Origin of the sequence: Streptomyces sp. NPDC002176, assembly GCF_044903645.1 — a bacterium.
Lineage (GTDB): Bacteria > Actinomycetota > Actinomycetes > Streptomycetales > Streptomycetaceae > Streptomyces.
This window is the reverse complement of record NZ_JBJDQW010000003.1, coordinates 863007-882526: the sequence shown is the minus strand read 5'-3', so window position 1 is coordinate 882526 and position 19520 is coordinate 863007. Positions and strand designations below refer to the sequence as shown.

Genomic DNA, 19520 nt, shown 5'->3' with positions numbered 1-19520 from the left:
CCCAGGAAGCCCCGAGGAACCCCAAATGAAGGCGCCCCCAGCCCAGGACACCCCGCCCCCCTCCCCGTCCTCCCACAGCCGCCCGCGCTGGATCGCGGCTGCGGCGGCGGCAGCACTGGCCGTCGGCGGCTGGATGACGGTCATCGCCCTACACGCCGACACCCCGGCATCCGCCGCACACGGCCCGGCAGCGAACATCACCGCTTCCGCCCCACCGCCGTCGCCCGCGTCCACGTCCTCGCCCGCGTCCCCACCGGCTCCGCTGCCAGCGTCCGCGCCCGTGCGGGTCCGCATCCCTGCCGCCGGCGTCGACACCTCCCCCGTCCTCCAACTCGGCCTGGCAGCCGACGGAACCGTCCAGGTGCCCTCCGTCGCCCAGGCCGACCGCATCGGCTGGTACCGGGAGGGCGTCACCCCCGGCCAGACGGGCCCGTCCGTACTCATCGGCCACTTCGACACCGTCAACGGGCCCGCCGTCCTGCGGAACGTGGCACGCGTGCGTCCGGGCGACACCATCACCGTCGACCGCGCCGACGGCACCACCGCGGTCTTCGCCGTACGCACCCTGCAGCAGGTGGACAAGAAAAACTTCCCCACCCAGCGGGTGTACGGCGACACCCCCCGCCCCGAACTGCGCGTCATCACCTGCGGCGGCGACCTGCGTGCGGGCCACCGTCCGGACAACATCATCCTGTACGTCGACCTGATACGAACCTCCGCGAGCTGATCCTCACGGTGTGCGGCTCACCTGCGTGACGCTGCTTCTCGGCCTCGATGTCCCACCGCACATCGCCCGCGACATCGTCGGGCACGGCGCCCTGGACGTGCCTATGAACATCTACGCACACGTCGACACGACCGAGAAGCGGACCGCTCTTGATCAGCTAGGGAGCCTGCTCGCGAGCGAGTGAGAGACGGGCCCGTTGCCGTCAGCGTTGCCGTCAGAGACACGAAACGCCCTGGAGGGGAGATGCCCTCTGGGGCGTTTTTGCTGGCGACGGCTGGCGCCCCCGGCAGGACTCGAACCTGCGGCCAAGCGCTTAGAAGGCGCCTGCTCTATCCACTGAGCTACGGGGGCCTGGTGCGGGTCAAGGATAAAGCTCCCCGTTCCTTGACCCCGTCGCCGCGCCTCCGTGGCTCGATGTGGAGGTTCGGTGAAGCGGTCAAGATAATCGCAGGCGGGTACGAATCATGCATCGCTTTTGCGCCCTGACGCGCCGGGTGTTGTGCACTCGTTATGCCGGGAGGGGGCCCGCGTCCCAGTCATCCCTTCCGTCCGGTCTGTCCCTTCGGCGCGCAGGCATGTCCATATGCTTCAGAATTCCCCTAAAATTGGGCATTCTTCGCATGTGGTGACCTTGGACGTACGCCCTCAGCTACTCGACGCACTCGCTGCTCTGCGCGACCGTGTCGCCGCCGCACGCTTCCCGCTCCCCCTGGCGGGAGCCCCGCGCGTGCGCGCCAACCGGGACGAACTGCTCGCCCAACTGGACGACTATCTCGTACCCCGACTGCGCTCGCCCGAAGCGCCCCTGCTGGCCGTCGTCGGCGGATCGACCGGGACCGGGAAGTCGACCCTGGTGAACTCCCTGGTGGGGCGGCGGGTGACGGAGGCGGGCGTGCTCCGGCCGACCACCCGTACCCCCGTACTCGTCTGCCATCCGGAGGACCAGCACTGGTTCAGCGGCATGCGCGTACTGCCCGACCTCACCCGCCGCTGGGTGCCCCACCAGGAAAAACCCGCCAAGGACAGCGACACGCCCGTCGACGACCACGCGCGCGTGCTCCGCGTCGAGACCGCCGAAACCCTCCCGCGCGGGCTCGCCCTGCTCGACGCGCCGGACGTCGACTCGCTGGTCGCCGACAACCGCGTACTCGCCGCCCAGCTGATCTGCGCCGCCGACATCTGGATCATGGTCACGACGGCCGCCCGGTACGCCGACGCCGTCCCCTGGCATCTGCTGCGCACCGCCAAGGAGTACCGCGCCACCCTGATCACCGTCCTGGACCGCGTCCCGCACCAGGTCGTCGCCGAGGTCTCCCGCCAGTACGGCGCCCTGCTCACCAAGGCCGGGCTCGGCGAGGTGCCCCGGTTCACCGTGCCCGAGCTGCCCGAGTCGGCCTGGGGCGGCGGACTGCTGCCCGCCTCCGCCGTCGCCTCGCTGCGCACCTGGCTGCACCACCACACCCAGGACCCCGGCGCCCGCCGCAGCGCCCTCACCCGTACGGCGTACGGCCTGCTCGACTCGCTTGCCGCCCGTATGCCGGAGCTGGCGAGCGCCGCCGCCGCGCAGTACGCGGCCGCCCTCCGCCTCACCTCCGCCGTGGACGGTGCCTACGACAGCGAGCACGCGCGCGTACGCGGCAGGCTCCAGTCCGGCACCGTCCTCGCCGGGGACGCCCTCAAACGCTGGCGCGCCTACCCGCTGGACTGCACCGCCGCCGAACTCCTCGACGCCCTCACGGAGAGCCTCGGCGCGCTGCTGCTGTGTGCCGTCACCGCCGCCGATGAGCGCGTGGCCGAGGCATGGCGCCGCGAACCCGCCGCGGCCGCCCCGGAACTCGCCGACCGCGACCCCTCCCCGGAGAGCGCCGAGCACCGCATCGGCCTCGCCGTACGGCGCTGGCGGCGCGAGCTGGAGGAGTACGCCGAGGACGAGGTGCGCGAGCTGGAACGCGGCAACGCACCCGACGCCGAGACGGTCGCCGCGCTCGCCGCAGCCGTCGTCCTGGGCGGACGCCGGGCGCGTACGGCGGGCGAGGGGCTGGCCGAGCGGATCGGGGCGCACGGCGCGCTGCGGCTGCGCGACCGCGCCGGGCGCCTGCTCACCGAGCACGTCGACCGGGTCCTGCACGGCGAACGCGAGCGCCGTCTCGCCCCGATCGACGCCCTGGACGTCCACGCCGAGTCGCAGGCCGAGCTGATCGCCGCGCTGTCCGTACTGCAGAAGGAGAGGTGACCGGTGACCGCCGCCGCCCAGAAGGACCAGATGGATCACGTCGACGCCACGGCCTCCGCCGACGACGAGCCGCACGCGCGCGTGGAGGGCGATCAGCGTCCCGATGACGAGGTCTCCGCCGACGGCGGTGCCTGGGACGACGGCCTCATCGCCCGCCGCGCCACCGAGGACGGCGCACCCCAGGAGCCCCCCGCGCGCGGGGCGACGAGCGGCCCCCCGGCGCCACTGGCCTACGACGGCCCCCTGCGCTCCCGTCTCGACGCGTTGCGCGAACTCGTCGGGCTGTCCCGCGCCCGCCTCGACAACCAGACCCTCGCCGAGGCCGCGCGCGTCCTGGACGAGGCCACCGCGCGGCGCAAGCTGTCCGGGCAGCACACCGTCGTCGCCATCGCGGGCGCGACCGGCAGCGGAAAGTCCCAGCTGTTCAACACGCTCGCCGGGGTGCCCATCTCCGAGACCGGGGTGCGCCGTCCGACGACCGCCGCGCCCATCGCGTGCAGCTGGAGCGACGGCGCCGCCACCCTCATCGACCGCCTCGGCATCCCCGGCCGACTGCGCCGCCGCCCGTTGCAGAGCGCCGAGGCCGAGGCGCAGCTGCGCGGGCTGGTCCTGATCGACCTGCCCGACCACGACTCCGCCGCCGTACAGCACCGCGAGCATGTCGACCGGGTCCTCAAGCTGGTCGACGCGGTCATCTGGGTGGTCGACCCGGAGAAGTACGCCGACGCCGCGCTGCACGAGCGCTATCTGCGGCCGATGGCGGGCCACGCCGAGGTGATGTTCGTCGTCCTCAACCAGACCGACCGGCTGCCCGCCGAGGCCACCGACCAGATCCTCGACGACCTGCGCCGCCTGCTGGACGAGGACGGCATCGCGCTCGGCGAGTACGACGAACCCGGCGCCACCGTGCTCGCCCTGTCCGCGCTCACCGGCGACGGCGTCGGCGACCTGCGCGAGGCGCTCGGCACGTTCGTCGCCGAGCGGGGCGCGGCCGCTCGCCGGGTCTCGGCCGACGTGGACGCGGCCGCCGCCGACCTGCGCCCCGTGTACGCCGCCGGGCAGGGCGTCGGGCTCAGCGAGGAGGCGCGCGAGGAGTTCTCCGGGCGGCTCGCGGACGCGGTCGGCGCCACCGCCGCCGGGGAGGCCGCCGAACGCGCCTGGCTGCGCAGCGCCAACCGCGCCTGCGGTACGCCCTGGCTGCGGCTGTGGCGCTGGTACCAGGACCGCGGCGGCCCGCAGACCGGGAGCCTCCCGGTGCGCAGGCAGAACGACGCCGAGGCCACCGCGCGCCAACGGGTGGAACATGCGGTCCGTACGGTGTCCGACCAGGCCGCCGCCGAGCTGCCCACCCCCTGGGCGCAGGCGGTGCGCGAGGCGGCCGTACGCGGGTCGCAGGGGCTGTCGGAGTCGCTGGACGAGCTGGCGGACCAGTCCGGTCTGCCGCCGGGACGCCCGCCCCGGCCGGGCTGGTGGCCGGTGGCGGTGCTGGCGCAGGCCGCGATGACGCTGCTCCAGATCGTGGGCGGGGTGTGGCTGGTGGGGCAGATCGCGGGGGTGCTCTCGCCGAATCTGGGCGTGCCGGTGCTGCTGATGCTGTGCGGGATCGTCGGCGGGCCGCTGGTGGAGTGGGGGTGCCGGATGGCGGCACGGGGACCTGCTCGGCGGTATGGGCAGGAGGCGGAGCGTCGGCTGCGGGAGGCGGCGGCGAGCTGTGGACGGGCGCGGGTGCTGGACCCGGTGGCGGCGGAGTTGTTGCGGTACCGGGAGGTGCGGGAGCAGTACGGGCGGATCGCGGGGGTGGGGGCCGGTCGGTAGGGGGTCTGCGGGGCGGGCTGTGGACAGGGCGGCCACCTCATCGGGTGACGGAGTTGTCCACAAGCGGGGGGCTGTCCACAGCGCCGGGCGGGGTCGGCGGGGGTGGGGGCAGTCTGGTGCCACGGCGATCGCACCGCCTGCCCGGCACATCAGGTGGGGACGGGCGGGCTTCGCGGTCGGCGGTCGTGCGGCGCGCCACGAGTGAGACCGGTGCGCGCCGCACGGCACAGGAAGCCGTACGGGACAGGCCCGTCGCGGCACCGGCTGTCCGGCGGTGAGCGCCGGGCGAGGGAGGGGATCACGATGAACGAGACCGTGCTGTGCGTGGTGGGCAATGTGGCGACGCGGCCGGTGTACCGGGAGCTGCCGAACGGCCCGTCGGCCCGGTTCCGGCTCGCGGTGACCGCGCGGTACTGGGACCGGGAGAAGAATCTCTGGACCGACGGGCACACCAACTTCTTCACGGTGTGGGCCAACCGGCAGCTCGCGGTCAACGTGGCCGCCTCGGTGGAGGTGGGGCAGCCGCTCGTGGTGCAGGGGCGGTTGAAGGTGCGGACCGAGATGCGCGAGGGGCAGCAGCAGGCGTGGGCGTCGGCCGACATCGACGCGGTGACGATCGGCCACGATCTGACGCGGGGGACGGCCGCGTTCCGGCGCTCGGCGAAACCGGAGACACCCACTCGGGTGGAGACGCGTCCGGAGCCGCAGTGGGAGACACCGCCGCCTTCCGAACCTGAGGCCCAACAGGAGTCAGAGGCAGTGTTGGTGACATGACGTCATCCCTGGCCTGACCGAGACGTGGCTTATCGGCGAATGCGCCGAGAACACCCCATCTAAAACGGTGGATTTGTCGATAAGCCCAGCTCGTGACACGCCTTCGCGATAACGATTACAGCTCGGATCAGTCGTACGACCATCCGACCGCCGGGTATGGGCTTCGTTGATCCATAGGATGCCCAGGCGAACACCCCCTAGGGGTTGGTGATTTCTGCTGGTGGGACCGCCCCCCAAGTCCAACGGGTCCTGCTCGAAGGGGAATTCTGTGCTTTCTGCGTTCTCTGGGTTCACCCGGTCCACCGTGCCTGTCCGGACCGCCGGTGCCATGACGCTGGCCTGTGGGCTGGCGGCGGCCGGTGTGCTGTCCGGTGCCGGTACGGCCCTGGCCGACGAGAGACCACAGACGCAGAACGGTGCGACGGCCACGATCAACGGCCTCAAGACGTACGGCGAGGCCGTGATCCACGAGGACGGCGGCACCGACCTGCGGGTGCCGGCCGGCCTGTTCGACATGTCCGTGGACGGCGGCGGCACCCTCCAGACGTACTGCGTCGACCTGCACAACCCCACCCAGCGCGACGCCAAGTACCAGGAGACCCCCTGGAGCGGCACCTCGCTGGGCACCAACCAGAACGCCGGGCGCGTCCGCTGGATACTCCAGCACTCCTACCCGCAGGTGAACGACCTCGCCGCACTCGCCCGCAAGGCCGGTGCGACCGGGCTCACCGAGCAGGACGCTGCGGCCGGGACCCAGGTGGCCATCTGGCGCTACTCGGACGCGGCCAAGGTCGACGCGGCCGACCCGCAGGCCGAGAAGCTCGCCGACTACCTGGAGAAGAGCGCCCGCCCCGCTGCCGAGCCCCGCGCCTCGCTCACCCTGGACCCGCCCGCGGTCTCCGGCCGCCCCGGTGACCTGCTGGGCCCGGTGACCGTGCACACCGACGCCGCGGGCGTGATCGTCTCGCCCCCGGCGGACGCCGCGGCCCAGGGCGTACGGATCATCGACCGCACCGGCAAGGTGATCACCTCGGCGCAGGACGGCACCCAGCTGTTCTTCGACATACCCGAGGGCGCGCCGGACGCCTCGGTCCAGGTCGCCGTGCTGGCGTCCACCACCGTCCCGGTGGGCCGCGCCTTCGCCTCCGAGTCGCGCAGCCAGACGCAGATCCTGGCCGGGTCCAGCGAGTCCACGGTCTCCGCGACCGTCGACGCCTCCTGGGCCGCCGAGGGTGCCGTACCGGCGGTGTCGGCCCGCAAGAACTGCGCCAAGGGCGGCGTGGACGTCACGGTCGCCGACAAGGGCGACGCGCCCTTCACCTTCGACCTCATGGGCACCTCCCACACGGTCGCCCCCGGCAAGGCCGACACGATCACGGTCCCCTTGAAGGAGGACCAGTCCTACGACTTCACCGTCACCGGCCCGAACGGCTTCACCCAACGCTTCACCGGCGTCCTCGACTGCGCCACCCAGGGCCCTGCCACGGCCGCCTCGGCCCAGACCCTGAGCGAGCCGACCCCGATCACCCTCCCTGGCGAGGCCCCCACGGGCACGGACCTGGCGGCGACGGGCGGGTCCGCGCTGACACCGGTGATCACGGGGGCGGCGATCGGGCTGGTTGTCATCGGTGGGGCTGTGCTGGTGATTCTTCGGGGGCGGGAGAACCGGGCGGGGGAGTAGGCGTTACCCCCGCCGCATCCTGCTCACCGAGGTCGGTCCAGGCACCGGCGATGACGAAGGAGACGACCGTCCCGCCGAGGTAACTCGGCCCCGCGTGCCACGAGTCTGCGATGGAGTCGACCAGCAGCAGCCCGCGCCCGTGGGCGTCGCTGGCATCGGGTTTGCGCAGATGGACGTTGGCCGGGAAGCCCGGGTTGTGGACCTCGACCCGGAGCGAGTTCCCCTCGCGGTACCACTCGACGCGAACGGTCCACGGGTCCTCCGAGCGCCCGTACAGGATGGCGTTGGTGACCAGCTCGGAGATCAGCAGCACGCAGTCGTAGACCGAACAGATCGGCTCGTACGGGGTGATGAACCTCCGGAACCAGCGCCGGGCACGGGCCACAGACTCGGGGACCGGCTCTAAGGTCATCGCCCCCATGCGGGGCGACTCCGGGCACGGATCGCGGTCGAGTACGTAAGCCATGCGTGCACTCCTCGTCGTCGCCTTGGCCTGTCCAGCCAAGTGGCCTTAGCCACTTAGTGGATAGTGGCATTGGCCACTTCTAGCGTGCAAGCGGTTCGGCATAACCCGAGGGGAGGTCAGATGAGTGGATAACCCTGTTCGAACGCCCAGCGGTGGGGCGGGTAGGTTGCCTCGGCGAACTCCAGTGGCCGGTCCTGGAGGTCGAAGACGACATGGTGAACGACCAGTACGGCTGAACCTTGTTCGAGTCGTAGGTCGGCCGCTTCTTCCTCCGTGGCGGAGCGCGCAGACATCCGGTCCTCGGCGTAACTGCCCTGCCGCCCGGTCATCTTCTCGATGTACAGGAGAGTGCCCTGCTGAATCCGCTCGGGGTCGGTCAGCTTCGGCGCCTTGTGGCCGACGTCCGGCGTGAACCACGACGTGGACAGATGATGGGCCCGTCCTGATCGTTGGTGACACGGCGCCGGTGCACGACTTGCCGGTCCTTGCCCAGCCCGAGCGCCTCCACGACATGCTCGGGGGCCTCGCTCCAGCCAGCCGAAGTGATGACCGCGTACTCGCCGGGGCTATAGATCTTCCCGGTCTGCCGAGCCCGCCCGTACAACTCGCGTGCACGTCGGTTGACTTCGAGACTCCGGACGTACGTTCCCGACCCCTGCCGCTTCTCAACCAGGCCCTGGTGGCTGAGCGCTTCCAGGGAGCGTGCGGCGGTCGGCCGGGACACCTTCCAGTCGGTGGCGAGCTGCCGCTCCGAGGGCACCTCGTCTCCTGGCCGCAGGTCACCCCGGAGGATCTGGTCTCGGATGAAGTGCGCGATCTGGAGATATTTCGGCTGAGCCTCCTCGATCTGAGGCATGCTCCCCTCCCTCATCGTCCAAGTGGCTATGGCCTTTGGCCACTATAGGGTGACCGACCAACGCCCAAACTCGTACGCTGGTTTGTATGACGAGACTGATCGTCGCAGCAGGCGGAGGAGGCGACGCGATCGCTGCCGCGATGCTGAGCAGTGCTCTGTATGGCGACGAGGACCCCGCGGTCATCTTCACGTACGCGTGGGACCGTCTACTGATCGACCCCCTCCCAGGCCCACGCGGAGCCGGCGACTTCACGGGCCTGTCCCGCCTGACCCCCTCGGTCTGGGCGGTAACGGCTGAGACCAAGCCGATCCCTCCAGCGGGCTCCACCCTCCCGCGCCTGGCAGCGGAACTCCCACACACCTTCGCCCTGCTGGACCCGTACAAGGGTGCGGTGGGCATCACCCGCCAACTCCAAGAGCTGATCGACCACCTGCACCCCGAGTCGATCGACCTCCTGGACGTAGGCGGCGACATCCTGGCGCGAGGCGACGAACCGACCCTCCGCAGCCCACTCGCAGACGCGCTGACGCTGGCCGCTGCGTCCCAAGTGAGCGCAACGATCCGGCTTCTGGTAGCTGGCCCGGGCCTGGATGGCGAGCTTTCTGCCGACGAGCTCTGTCCGGTGCTGGGCCCCGTAGTCCACGCCCTCACGGTGAGCGATACAGAACCGATCACCCCAGTGCTCGAATGGCATCCGTCAGAAGCCACCGCGATGCTCACCGCGACGGCCAGGGGAATCCGAGGCACCTGCAAGATCCGGGATGCCAGCCTGCCTGTGCCTCTGACAGATGATGGTCCGAGAGTGCACGAGGTCGATCTTGGCGAGGCGATGATTCGCAACACCCTGGCCCGCGCCATCACCGGAACACGAACGCTCCACGCGGCCGATGCGCACAGCCGACGAGTGTGTGGCTTCTCAGAGATCGACTACGAGCGGACCAAGGCAGTTCGCTTGGCGGAGGGGCCGCTACGAAGGCGCGTTAGCGAAGCAGTGCTGTCCCGCCTCGACAAGTTTGAAGCGGAAGAGCGTGATAGCGGAGTAAGCCATACGACGTTCCGCCACCTTGCGGAAGCTTTGAATCTCAACGGCAAGCAGTGCGATGCCTTGCGTCGACTGCTCATCACTAGCCGGCCTGAACGGTACGCCGTTCCGTTGTGGAGTATAAGAGTAAGGTGATGTGGTAACTCTTTCGATTGTGTCGCGGTGGCGTACGGATCGGATGTGCGGCCAAGGGCCTCATTCTTAATACGTGGAAAGCGGGGGTATGACCACGCGTGATCCCGCGCTGCGCAACTTCTCCTGCCATCGCGCCTCAACCTGTGGACGGCTGTCGCGGATCTCCTTCCACCCTCCGATGGAGTCTGGCAGGTCCTCCCCCCTGGACCATGCTCCCATCAGCATTCGAGTCTCGCTCCGCGAGAGGAAGCCCACCTCCGGAAGCGAGTATTCGACGACCCCGTCCGCTGCCGCGAGGTCCAGAAAGTAACCGATTTCAGCGATGCGGTGACGCAACTCCCTATCGAGGAGAAAAGACTGCTCGAACCCCAAGGTGATGCATATGTTGGCGACGCTCAGGGATGCCTCTTCTGTCGGTTGATTGAGGAGCATGATGGGATTTCCAAGGTAAGCCTTAAGGATGTTCTCCACTGCGAGCCTCTCCCTGTCCTCCCTCCCTTTCCTTTCGTTGTCCTCAATGGCTTTCCTTCGTGCTGTCTCGGCATCCTCCAAGCCCTCTCGTCGAGCCCTCTGTGCCTGACGGTGAGCCCCTATTCTGCCAATGGTGTCGCCGCTCAATCCAATAAGTCCACCGATGAGGACGGTGATGATCGTTCCCCACTCCATTATTCCCCCTGCGATAAATGCCTGTTCCGTAAGGCGCCTGCTGGTCTCAGCTCTCCTGGCTTGAAGGAGGAGCAAGTACCCGACTAGACGTCCCCAGGTGTGAGGGGCGGTATGCGGCATGGCGGCAACGGTCTCCGGCGTTCGTGTTCCACCGGATGCCAGGGGTTGGCGGTGCAAGTCGCGTTGTTCCGTTCGTACGCGCGTCGCGCAGATCACCTGCCGTTGCCTGTCCCGCGTTGTCGCCCAGTCGGTGACTGTTGAGGGTGGGCGGCGTTGCAGTGGGCTGATCAAGGGGTGACCGACAGTAAGGGCCGAGCCGCACCCGCCACAGAAGGGCCAGCTCACAGCCCCCCGCCGGAACGGGTTACCACCTACCCCTGGCCGTACGGCAAGATGGGGTGTATCTGCCCACTGCCAGATTTCAAGCTGCCGGACGGTTTCTCTTGGCTGAGTTCATTTACACCATGCGCAAGGCGCGCAAAGCGCACGGCGACAAGGTGATCCTCGACGACGTCACCCTGAACTTCCTGCCGGGGGCGAAGATCGGCGTCGTCGGTCCGAACGGTGCCGGTAAGTCGACCGTGCTGCAGATCATGGCCGGGCTGCAGCAGCCGTCCAACGGTGACGCCTTCATCTCCCCGGGCTACAGCGTCGGCATCCTGCTGCAGGAGCCCCCGCTGAACGACGAGAAGACGGTCCTGGAGAACGTCCAGGAGGGCGTCGCCGAGATCAAGGGCAAGCTCGACCGGTTCAACGAGATCGCCGAGCTGATGGCGACCGACTACTCCGACGCGCTGCTCGACGAGATGGGCAAGCTCCAGGAGGAGCTGGACCACGCCAACGCGTGGGACCTCGACGCCCAGCTCGAGCAGGCCATGGACGCCCTGGGCTGCCCGCCCGGCGACTGGCCCGTCACCACCCTCTCCGGTGGCGAGAAGCGCCGCGTCGCGCTCTGCAAGCTGCTCCTGGAGCAGCCCGACCTGCTGCTCCTCGACGAGCCCACCAACCACCTCGACGCCGAGTCGGTGAACTGGCTGGAGCAGCACCTCGCCAAGTACCCGGGCACCGTCGTGGCCATCACCCACGACCGGTACTTCCTGGACAACGTGGCCGAGTGGATCCTCGAGCTGGACCGCGGCCGCGCGTACCCGTACGAGGGCAACTACTCCACCTACCTGGAGACCAAGCAGACCCGTCTGAAGGTCGAGGGCCAGAAGGACGCCAAGCGCGCCAAGCGGCTCAAGGAAGAGCTGGACTGGGTGCGGTCCAACGCCAAGGGGCGTCAGGCCAAGTCCAAGGCGCGCCTCGCCCGTTACGAGGAGATGGCGGCCGAGGCCGACAAGATGCGGAAGCTGGACTTCGAGGAGATCCAGATCCCGCCGGGCCCGCGTCTGGGCAGCATCGTCGTCGAGGTCAACGACCTCAACAAGGCGTTCGGCGAGAAGATCCTCGTCGACGACCTGAGCTTCACGCTGCCGCGCAACGGCATCGTCGGCATCATCGGCCCGAACGGCGCGGGCAAGACCACGCTGTTCAAGATGATCCAGGGCCTCGAGACCCCGGACTCCGGCGGCATCAAGGTCGGCGACACGGTCAAGATCTCGTACGTCGACCAGAGCCGCGAGAACATCGACCCCAAGAAGACGCTGTGGGAGGTCGTGTCCGACGGCCTCGACTACATCAACGTCGGCCAGGTCGAGATGCCGAGCCGCGCGTACGTGTCGGCCTTCGGCTTCAAGGGTCCGGACCAGCAGAAGCCCGCGGGCGTGCTGTCCGGCGGTGAGCGCAACCGCCTCAACCTGGCGCTCACCCTCAAGCAGGGCGGCAACCTGCTGCTCCTCGACGAGCCCACCAACGACCTCGACGTCGAGACGCTCTCCAGCCTGGAGAACGCGCTGCTGGAGTTCCCCGGCTGCGCCGTGGTCGTCTCCCACGACCGCTGGTTCCTGGACCGAGTCGCCACGCACATCCTCGCCTACGAGGGTGAGTCGAAGTGGTTCTGGTTCGAGGGCAACTTCGAGTCGTACGAGAAGAACAAGATCGAGCGGCTCGGCGCCGACGCCGCGCGTCCGCACCGCGCCACCTACAAGAAGCTGACTCGGGGCTGATCGCACCTTGCGCCACATCTACCGCTGCCCCCTGCGCTGGGCGGACATGGACGCGTACGGCCACGTCAACAACGTGGTGTTCCTCCGCTATCTGGAGGAAGCCCGTATCGACTTCCTGTTCCGCCCGGACAAGGACTTCCAGCAGGGGTCGGTCGTGGCGCGCCACGAGATCGACTACAAACGGCAGCTCGTCCACCGGCACCACCCGGTGGACATCGAGCTGTGGATCACCGAGATCCGGGCCGCGTGCTTCACCATCACCTACGAGGTGAAGGACGCGGACGCCGTGTACGTGACGGCCTCCACCGTCGTCGTCCCCTTCGACTTCGAGGCCCAGCGGCCGCGCCGGATCACCAAGGCGGAGCGGGAGTTCCTCCGGGAGTACCAGGACGAGGCCGCCGAGGAGGAGGCCGTCGCCGCATGACGGTGCTCCATCTCGCCGACGAGACGGAGGCGGCCGACCTCGCCGCCTTCCTCACCCGGCTGCTCCGCTACGACCGCGCCGCCGCGGTACGCCTCCAGGCGGCCGGGACCGCGCTCGCCGTGTTCGGACGGCCGCCCTCCTTCGAGGTGCTGGCCGTCCGCGCGGTGCGCCTCGCCAAGCCGTACGAGGACGGGCTGGACGCCACCCTCGACGTGACCGTCTCCGCCGGTGAGCTGCTGGAGTCGGTGGACGAGCGGGCGGCCACCGCCGCCGTTCCCGCCGCCGTCACCGGGCCCCCATGGGCCGGGGTGCTGCCGCCGCGCGGCGGCTGGCGGGCCGAGCCGGGGCTGCCCGGACCGGCCGCGCTGCATCGGACCGTGGCCCAGTCGGTCGCCGAATTCCGTTCCCGCACCGAGGAGTTGGCGCCCGAGCAGCGCACCCGTGCCGAGCTGGACCGGATCGGGCGGGAGATCTGGTCCCGCGAGGTCGCCCCGACCCGGCTGCCCGTGCGGGCCGTGCACGCGGCGCACTCGCTGGGCTTCCTGCGGCCCCCCGACCCCGACAGCGCCGAGGAGACCGGCCTGTTCGCCTCCGGCGCGTGGCTCCGGCTGCGCACCCCCTACGGGTCCATCGCCGTACGACGGGCCGGGCTGGGCGCGCTGGGCGTCAGCGTGCGCTGAACCCCCGTACGAACAGCCTCACTCCGCCGTGTTCACCATCGAAGCGGCCGCGTACGTCAGGTAGTTCCACAGCGTCCGCTCGTGCTCCTCGGACAGCTCCAGCTCGTCCACCGCGTCCCGCATGTGCTTGAGCCAGGCGTCGTGCGCGGCCCGGTCCACGGCGAACGGGGCGTGCCGCATCCGCAGCCGGGGGTGGCCGCGCTCCTGGCTGTAGGTGGTGGGGCCGCCCCAGTACTGGATCAGGAACAGGGTGAGCCGCTCCTCGGCCGGGCCGAGGTCCTCCTCCGGGTACATGGGCTTCAGCAGCGGGTCCTCGGCGACGCCCTCGTAGAAACGGTGGACGAGCCGGCGGAAGGTCTCCTCCCCGCCGACCTGCTCGTAGAAGGTCTGCTCCTGAAGCGTGCCACGTCGGATCTCGTTCACCCGTCCATGGTCTCAGACCACAGGGCCCAGGACTCAAGGCGTAGGACCAGGCCACCGCCCGCCGCCGTGCCCGCGAATCGCCCCTACTGTGGACATATGGGCGCCTACGACTCCGAGCTGACCGCCGTGGCCGCCGAGGCGCGGGCCGCGCTGATCCGGCTGATCGACCGCGACGGCGCCTGGCGGACGGACCCCGTCTGGCGGGAGGCGTTCGCCGCGGTGCCCCGGCATCTGTTCGTGCCGTACTACTACGTCGGCGTCCTCGGCGGCTACGAGCGGCACGCGGCCGACGACCCCGATCCGGCCGGGCGGGAACGCTGGGCGCGCGGCGCCTACGCGGACGCCCCGCTGGCCACCCGGCTGCACGACGGCGAGCTGGTCTCCTCCAGCAGCCAGCCCTCGCTGATGGCGCGGATGCTGGTCGCGCTGGGGGTCCGGGACTGCGACCGGGTGCTGGAGGTCGGCACCGGCACCGGCTACAACGCGGCCCTGATCGCCCACCGCCTCGGCGACGACTCCCTGGTCACCACGGTCGACATGGAGCAGGAGATCACCGGTCCCGCCGCACGCAACCTCACCAGGGCCGGATACCACCCCTTGGTGGTCACCGGCGACGGGGCGTACGGGGTGCCCGCGCACGCCCCCTACGACCGGATCATGGCCACCTGCATGCTGCCCACGGTGCCGCGCCCCTGGATCGCCCAGTGCGCGCCCGGCGCCCGGATCATCGCCCCGCTGAACAACGGGCTGCTCGACCTCACCGTCGACGACTCCGGCCGCGCCGAGGGCCGCTTCCTGCGCACCGGCGCCTACTTCGTGCCGCTGCGCGGGGAGAGCCGCGCGCCCGCCGAGCCGGTGTCCACGCGGGGACTTCCGGGGCGGGCGCGGGACCAGGAGTCGTTCCGCTTCCTGCTGGGGCTCGTCCGGGGCGCGCTGGAGCCCTCGGCGGCGTACGCGCTGTGGGAGAGCGCGGGCATGCCGGGCCGCGAACGGTACGGCGTCACGGTCAGCGGCCCCCGCGCCTGGGCCTGGCTGGACGACCCGAAGGGCCGCCACGCCTGGCCGCTGCCGTGAACGCCCTGGTCAGCCTCGGCGGACGGTGATCGTCGTCCAGGCGCCCACGTGCACCCGGTCGCCGTCCTGGAGCGGTACCGGCACGAACGGCTGGATCGGCTCGTCGGAGCCGTTGACCGTGGTGCCGTTCGTCGAATTCTGGTCGACGACCGCCCAGCCGCCGTCCGGCTGCTGCACCAGCACCGCGTGCTGGTGGGAGACGCCGGGGTCCTCCGGCGGCACCGACAGGTCGACGTCGGGGGTGTCGCCGGTGGAGTGCCTGCGACGGCCGATGGTCATCTGGTTGCCGGTGAGCGTGCGCTGCTGCTCGGGGGAGTACGCGGGCAGGTTCAGGCCCGCGGCCTCGGGGCCGGAGCGCTGCATCATCGCCATGAAGTAGTCGCGGTCCGGGCCGATGGTCGCGGTCCAGGTCGCCGGTCCCTGCGGGGGCTGCGGAGCCTGCGGGTAGCCCTGCGACTGGCCGGTGCCGGGCTGCTGCGGGTAGCCGTAACCGCCACCAGGGGCGCCGGAGGGGCCGTTGTTCGACGGCGGCGGGGGGATCACCCAGTCGTCGTCGGCGAAGGACGGGCCTCCGGCCGGGGTACGGCCGCTCTCCGGCGGGAAGCCGGTCGGCGCGGACGGGCCCGACGGCGGCGGAGCCTGCCGGGAGGGAGCGGAGCCGAAGGCGGAGGGCTCACGCCCGAAGGGCGGGGGACCGGACGGGCCGCCGGGGCCGTTGGGAGCACCCGGGCCGCCGGGACCACCCTGGCCGCCCGGACCGCCGGGACCCCGCTGGCCGCCGAAGCCGCCCGGGCCGCTGGGAGCGCCCTGGCCGCCGGGGCCCTGCTGACCACCAAAGCTGTCGGGACCGCCCTGGCCGCCCGGACCGCCCGGACCCCGCTGGCCGCCGAAGCCACCCGGACCGCCCTGGCCACCGGGACCACCGGGACCGCCGGGACCGCCATAGCCCGGCCCACCCGGCCCGCCGGGACGGCCAGGCTGACCCGGACCCCCCTGCTGACCAGGACCGGACCCCGGACCCGAAGGACCGGCGCCGGGCCCCGCGGGCCGCTGCCCCGGACCCTCGTCGAACCCGGGCGGAGGCCCCTGGCGGCGGTTGCCGAAGGGGGAGGGGCCGCCCGTGGTGGGCGGCGGGGAGGCCGGACGGCGCTCGGCGCCGAACGGCGTGGGGCCCGAGGGCTCGTTGTCGAACGGGGGTATCGGCTCGGCGGGCCGGTTCACCTGCGAGGGCCGCGAGCCCTGGTAGTCGAACCCGTCACCGCCGCCGCCGTACGGCTGGCTCGGCGGCTGGTAGCGAGGCTGCTGCTGCCGGGGCGGGGCCGCCGGGGTGTACGAGGTGGCGGTGTTGGTCAGGAAGTTCCACCGGCACTCCTCGCAGAAGGGCGCGCCGCCCTCGCGGGGCGTACGGCACTGCGGGCACAGCTCGGCCTCGGCGCCGGGGCGTCCCTCGGCGCGGGGCGGCGGGAACCCGTAGCCGCCGCCGGACGAGGGCGGGGGCGGAGGCACGGCACCGGCCATGCGGTGACCACAGACCTCGCACCAGTCGTCGGAACCCGACTGGTGTCCGTTCGGGCAGGTCGGCATGTCGGTGGTACCCCTTCTGCTGAGGCATCGGTGTCTACGGAGTCCCTGTCGCCAGGGTCACTTCACTTCTTGACGCGAACAGTCTTCGTGGACCGGGTCTCGAGAGTCATCTCGTCGGCCTCCGCGACCTTCGCCTTCAACCGCACAGTACCGGTCGGGGCGTCGACCACGTCCACCACCTTCGCAAGCAGTTTCGCAGTATCGGCGTTCCCCGACACCCCCGCGAGCTGAACGGCACGTCCCAGTTTGGCCGTTGCTCCGTCCATATCACCCGCTTTGCGAAGGTCGAGACCTTCCTGGATGGCCTGTGCCAGTTCGGCCTGGCCGGTGTAGTGGGCGACTTGGGAGTTGAGCGAGGTCGAGGCCGCCATGTCGTCGGTCCACACGGCCCGTACGAGACCCTGAGCGCCGAGGTTCTGTACCTCTCTGTCCGGTTGGGCCGCCACCAAGGAGACGCGCGCGGCCAGCATCTCCTGGCCCAGTCCGGCCGCCGGGACCTCCACGCAGAGGTGGTAGTCGCGGGACTCGTCGCCCCAGGAACCGGTGGGGTAGTCCCCGGCACGCGGACCCGCCTCGGTGCGCCGCTCGGTCAACTCCTCGACCGTGGGCGCCACTTGCTTGACGAACTTGAGGTGCGCGCCGACCGGCGTCCACACCCGCAGGGCGACGTCGGCGACCTCCTTGCCCATCGTCGACTCCATGATCCGGGTGAAGTCCTCGGTGAGCCGGGCCGGATCGGCGACGATGTCGGCGGTGCCGAGCAACGCCGAGGCGATGCCTGTGACTTCTTTCACTTCCCAGTCGGTGCCCACGCCCCGCGCGTCACAGGTGAAGCGTCCGGCACACGCGTCGAGGGTGTCCTTCAGCTCCGCCGCCGACTCGTGCTCGTTGCGCCCGTCGGTCAGCAGGATGCCGTGCCGGATCGACACGTCCGCCCCGGCCAGCAGCCGGTCCGCCAGCCGCAGCCAGGTGCCGATCGCGGTGCCGCCGCCCGCGCTCAGCCTGCGCAGCGCCTGCTTGGCCTGGGCGCGGGTGGTCGGGTCGGCCACCGCGAGCCGCCCGCCGCCCGGGTAGACCTCGCGGGCGACATGGGTGCCGTCGACGATCCCGAAGTGCGTCCCGTCGCGCAGGGTGTCGATGGCGGCGGCGGTGGCGTCACGGGCGTTGCGCATCTTGGTCGGCGGGTAGTCCATCGAGCCCGAGCAGTCCACCATCAGCACCACGGCGGCCGACGCGGCCGGTCCGGCCGGTGCTCGGCCGCCTTTGGCGGTCACGGTCACGATGGCGTTGACCTCGCGGCCGCCCTCCGGCAGGTATTCGTTCTGGTAGACGTCCACCGAGAACCGCGGACCGCCCGGTCTGGCGAAATTGGCCATGCTGGTTCACATCCCCCTCGGACCCGCCCCGCTTCCCGGCGAGGCGGTGCGTTCGGGCGGACCGGTCCCCTCCGCGTCCGCCCGTGTGCTTCCCCGTGCGCGAGACCCCCGCGGCGCGCGACGGCCTCAGGCCGATCCTGCCCCCTGCGGCGGCGCGGGGAACGGCACGACGGCCACTGTTACGTTGTCGTGGCCCCCGGCGTCCAGCGCGTGCCCCACCAGTACCCGCGCGGCGTGCAGCGGGCGGGCGGCCGCGTCCGGGGGCAGCACCTCGGCCATCTCCTCGGGCGTCTCGGCGTAGTTCCACAGCCCGTCGGTGCACACCAGCACCACGCCGGACCGGTCCGGCTTGAACGACGCGGTGTGCGGCTCCAGTTCATAGGCGTCGGCGCCGAGCCAGCCGGTGATGGCGTGGGCCCGCTCATCGGCGTACGCCTCCGCCTCGTTCATCAGGCCGGCCGCCACCATCTGGGCCGCCCAGGAGTCGTCCTCGGTCAGCCGGGCCGGGGGCGCGGAGCGGTCGTCCGGCACCCAGTAGGCGCGGCTGTCGCCGACCCAGCCGACCACCAGCAGGCCGGAGGCGACCACCGAGGCGACGATCGTGCAGGCCGGGGCGTTCTGGTGCGGGGCGTGCTCGCGGGCGCCGTCGGGCGGCTCGGCGAGCGCGTCCACGGCCTGCGCGGCCGCCACGATCGCCTCGTGCATCGCCGCCTGCGGATGCGTGCCGCGCGGCAGGGCGGCCAGCAGCACGTCACCGGCGGTACGGGAGGCGGCGGTGGACGCCTCGTCGGGGCGGGTCGCGGAGGACACGCCGTCGCAGACCACGGCGAGCGTGGCGGGGGAGCCGTCGGGCAGCGCGGTGTGCGCCACGGCGAAGTCGTCCTCGTTGCGGTGGTGGCGCAGGCCCCGGTCGCTGATCGCGGCCACCGGGCCCGACTCCCGCTCCATGTGGTCGCGTTCGCGGGGCTGGGCGTGCCCGCAGTTCTCGCAGTAGCCGTCGCCGTCCACCCGGCCCGCGCGGCAGGCCACGCACACCTGAGCGGGGGCCTCGGCACGCGGATCGGGGGCCTGGAGCGGGTACTCGTCGGGCTCGGTGGGTTCCGTCGGCTCGGTCGGCTCGGTCGGCTCGCCCAGGTCGGCACGCCGGTCGAAGCGCACCCCGGACGCGGCCGGTTCGGGCGCGTGCAGCGGGGAGCCGCCGGAGTCGGTGCCGGGCACGTCCGCGGCCCGGTGGGCGCGCGGCTCGGTGCTGCCGGTGGTGACCGGCTCCGGCTCGGGCCAGTCGACGTCCCCGTCCGGCGCGCCGGTCATGGCCAGCGTCGGCTGGTCCGCGGGCGGCGCGGGCACGGCGGACAGGTCGTATCCGCACGCGCCGCAGAAGAGATCGCCCGCCTCGAGCGGCTCCGCGCAGCTCGGGCACTTGGGCAGTGCGGCCTGCTGGGGCATCTGTGACAT

The 19520-nt window shown here is 71.2% G+C and carries 16 protein-coding genes, 1 tRNA gene and 2 pseudogenes; 11 read left to right on the top strand and 8 right to left on the bottom strand.

Features of this window, described 5'->3' with window-relative positions:
* The first annotated feature begins 25 nt into the window (after window positions 1-25).
* Both ACI2LY_RS17860 and ACI2LY_RS17855 read left to right on the top strand, forming a co-directional pair.
* Complete coding sequence (locus ACI2LY_RS17860) at window positions 26-727, top strand: class F sortase (protein WP_404707947.1); 702 nt, start codon at window positions 26-28, stop codon at window positions 725-727.
* A gap of 10 nt (window positions 728-737) precedes the next feature.
* Window positions 738-911, top strand: a complete 174-nt coding sequence (locus ACI2LY_RS17855) for a hypothetical protein (protein ID WP_404707946.1) — start codon at window positions 738-740, stop codon at window positions 909-911.
* A gap of 91 nt (window positions 912-1002) precedes the next feature.
* Here ACI2LY_RS17855 and ACI2LY_RS17850 read toward each other — a convergent pair.
* Window positions 1003-1078 (bottom strand) — tRNA-Arg (locus tag ACI2LY_RS17850).
* Window positions 1079-1349: 271 nt separating this feature from the next.
* Between ACI2LY_RS17850 and ACI2LY_RS17845 the strand changes: the two genes are divergently transcribed.
* From ACI2LY_RS17845 to ACI2LY_RS17830, 4 genes are all read left to right on the top strand, one after another.
* A complete protein-coding gene (locus tag ACI2LY_RS17845; protein WP_404707945.1) occupies window positions 1350-2960 on the top strand; it encodes a dynamin family protein in 1611 nt (536 codons plus the stop codon).
* 30 nt (window positions 2961-2990) lie between these two features.
* A complete protein-coding gene (locus tag ACI2LY_RS17840; RefSeq protein ID WP_404708171.1) occupies window positions 2991-4775 on the top strand; it encodes a GTPase in 1785 nt (594 codons plus the stop codon).
* A gap of 303 nt (window positions 4776-5078) precedes the next feature.
* Complete coding sequence (locus ACI2LY_RS17835) at window positions 5079-5549, top strand: single-stranded DNA-binding protein (protein ID WP_404707944.1); 471 nt, start codon at window positions 5079-5081, stop codon at window positions 5547-5549.
* Window positions 5550-5877: 328 nt separating this feature from the next.
* The gene (locus ACI2LY_RS17830) at window positions 5878-7230 is read left to right on the top strand and encodes a Cys-Gln thioester bond-forming surface protein (protein ID WP_404708170.1); all 1353 of its coding nucleotides are present in this window, start codon (window positions 5878-5880) and stop codon (window positions 7228-7230) included.
* Between the two features lie 37 nt (window positions 7231-7267).
* Here ACI2LY_RS17830 and ACI2LY_RS17825 read toward each other — a convergent pair.
* Window positions 7268-7696 (bottom strand): annotated as a pseudogene (locus ACI2LY_RS17825) (ATP-binding protein); the annotation flags it as partial.
* A gap of 116 nt (window positions 7697-7812) precedes the next feature.
* Window positions 7813-8552, bottom strand: a pseudogene (locus ACI2LY_RS17820) (GntR family transcriptional regulator).
* Window positions 8553-8638: 86 nt separating this feature from the next.
* On the opposite strand from ACI2LY_RS17820, the gene ACI2LY_RS17815 reads away from it, so the two are divergent.
* Window positions 8639-9730, top strand: a complete 1092-nt coding sequence (locus tag ACI2LY_RS17815) for a DUF1152 domain-containing protein (protein WP_404707943.1) — start codon at window positions 8639-8641, stop codon at window positions 9728-9730.
* Window positions 9731-9796: 66 nt separating this feature from the next.
* Here ACI2LY_RS17815 and ACI2LY_RS17810 read toward each other — a convergent pair whose 3' ends face one another.
* A complete protein-coding gene (locus ACI2LY_RS17810; RefSeq protein WP_404707942.1) occupies window positions 9797-10396 on the bottom strand; it encodes a hypothetical protein in 600 nt (199 codons plus the stop codon).
* Window positions 10397-10839: 443 nt separating this feature from the next.
* On the opposite strand from ACI2LY_RS17810, the gene ettA reads away from it, so the two are divergent.
* The 3 genes from ettA to ACI2LY_RS17795 are packed head-to-tail and all read left to right on the top strand — an operon-like array spanning window position 10840 to window position 13608.
* On the top strand, window positions 10840-12504 hold the full coding sequence (gene ettA / locus ACI2LY_RS17805) for an energy-dependent translational throttle protein EttA (protein ID WP_404707941.1): 1665 nt from the start codon (window positions 10840-10842) through the stop codon (window positions 12502-12504).
* 7 nt (window positions 12505-12511) lie between these two features.
* A complete protein-coding gene (locus tag ACI2LY_RS17800) occupies window positions 12512-12928 on the top strand; it encodes an acyl-CoA thioesterase (RefSeq protein WP_404707940.1) in 417 nt (138 codons plus the stop codon).
* Window positions 12925-13608, top strand: a complete 684-nt coding sequence (locus ACI2LY_RS17795; protein WP_404707939.1) for a hypothetical protein — start codon at window positions 12925-12927, stop codon at window positions 13606-13608. The genes ACI2LY_RS17800 and ACI2LY_RS17795 overlap by 4 nt, the downstream gene beginning before the upstream one ends.
* An 18-nt stretch (window positions 13609-13626) precedes the next feature.
* Here ACI2LY_RS17795 and ACI2LY_RS17790 read toward each other — a convergent pair whose 3' ends face one another.
* A complete protein-coding gene (locus tag ACI2LY_RS17790) occupies window positions 13627-14031 on the bottom strand; it encodes a globin (protein WP_130333475.1) in 405 nt (134 codons plus the stop codon).
* A 96-nt stretch (window positions 14032-14127) separates the two neighbouring features.
* Here ACI2LY_RS17790 and ACI2LY_RS17785 point away from each other — a divergent pair, with 96 nt between their 5' ends.
* Window positions 14128-15105, top strand: coding sequence for a methyltransferase domain-containing protein (locus ACI2LY_RS17785; RefSeq protein WP_404707938.1), 978 nt, complete (start codon window positions 14128-14130; stop codon window positions 15103-15105).
* A gap of 9 nt (window positions 15106-15114) precedes the next feature.
* On the opposite strand, the gene ACI2LY_RS17780 is transcribed toward ACI2LY_RS17785, so the two are convergent.
* The 3 genes from ACI2LY_RS17780 to ACI2LY_RS17770 all read right to left on the bottom strand — a co-directional run bounded on the left by ACI2LY_RS17780 (window position 15115) and on the right by ACI2LY_RS17770 (window position 19520).
* Window positions 15115-16689 (bottom strand): FHA domain-containing protein, encoded by a 1575-nt coding sequence (locus tag ACI2LY_RS17780; RefSeq protein WP_404707937.1) that lies wholly within the window; start codon window positions 16687-16689, stop codon window positions 15115-15117.
* Window positions 16690-16751: 62 nt separating this feature from the next.
* On the bottom strand, window positions 16752-18065 hold the full coding sequence (locus ACI2LY_RS17775; protein ID WP_404707936.1) for a VWA domain-containing protein: 1314 nt from the start codon (window positions 18063-18065) through the stop codon (window positions 16752-16754).
* A gap of 126 nt (window positions 18066-18191) precedes the next feature.
* Complete coding sequence (locus ACI2LY_RS17770; RefSeq protein WP_404707935.1) at window positions 18192-19520, bottom strand: PP2C family serine/threonine-protein phosphatase; 1329 nt, start codon at window positions 19518-19520, stop codon at window positions 18192-18194.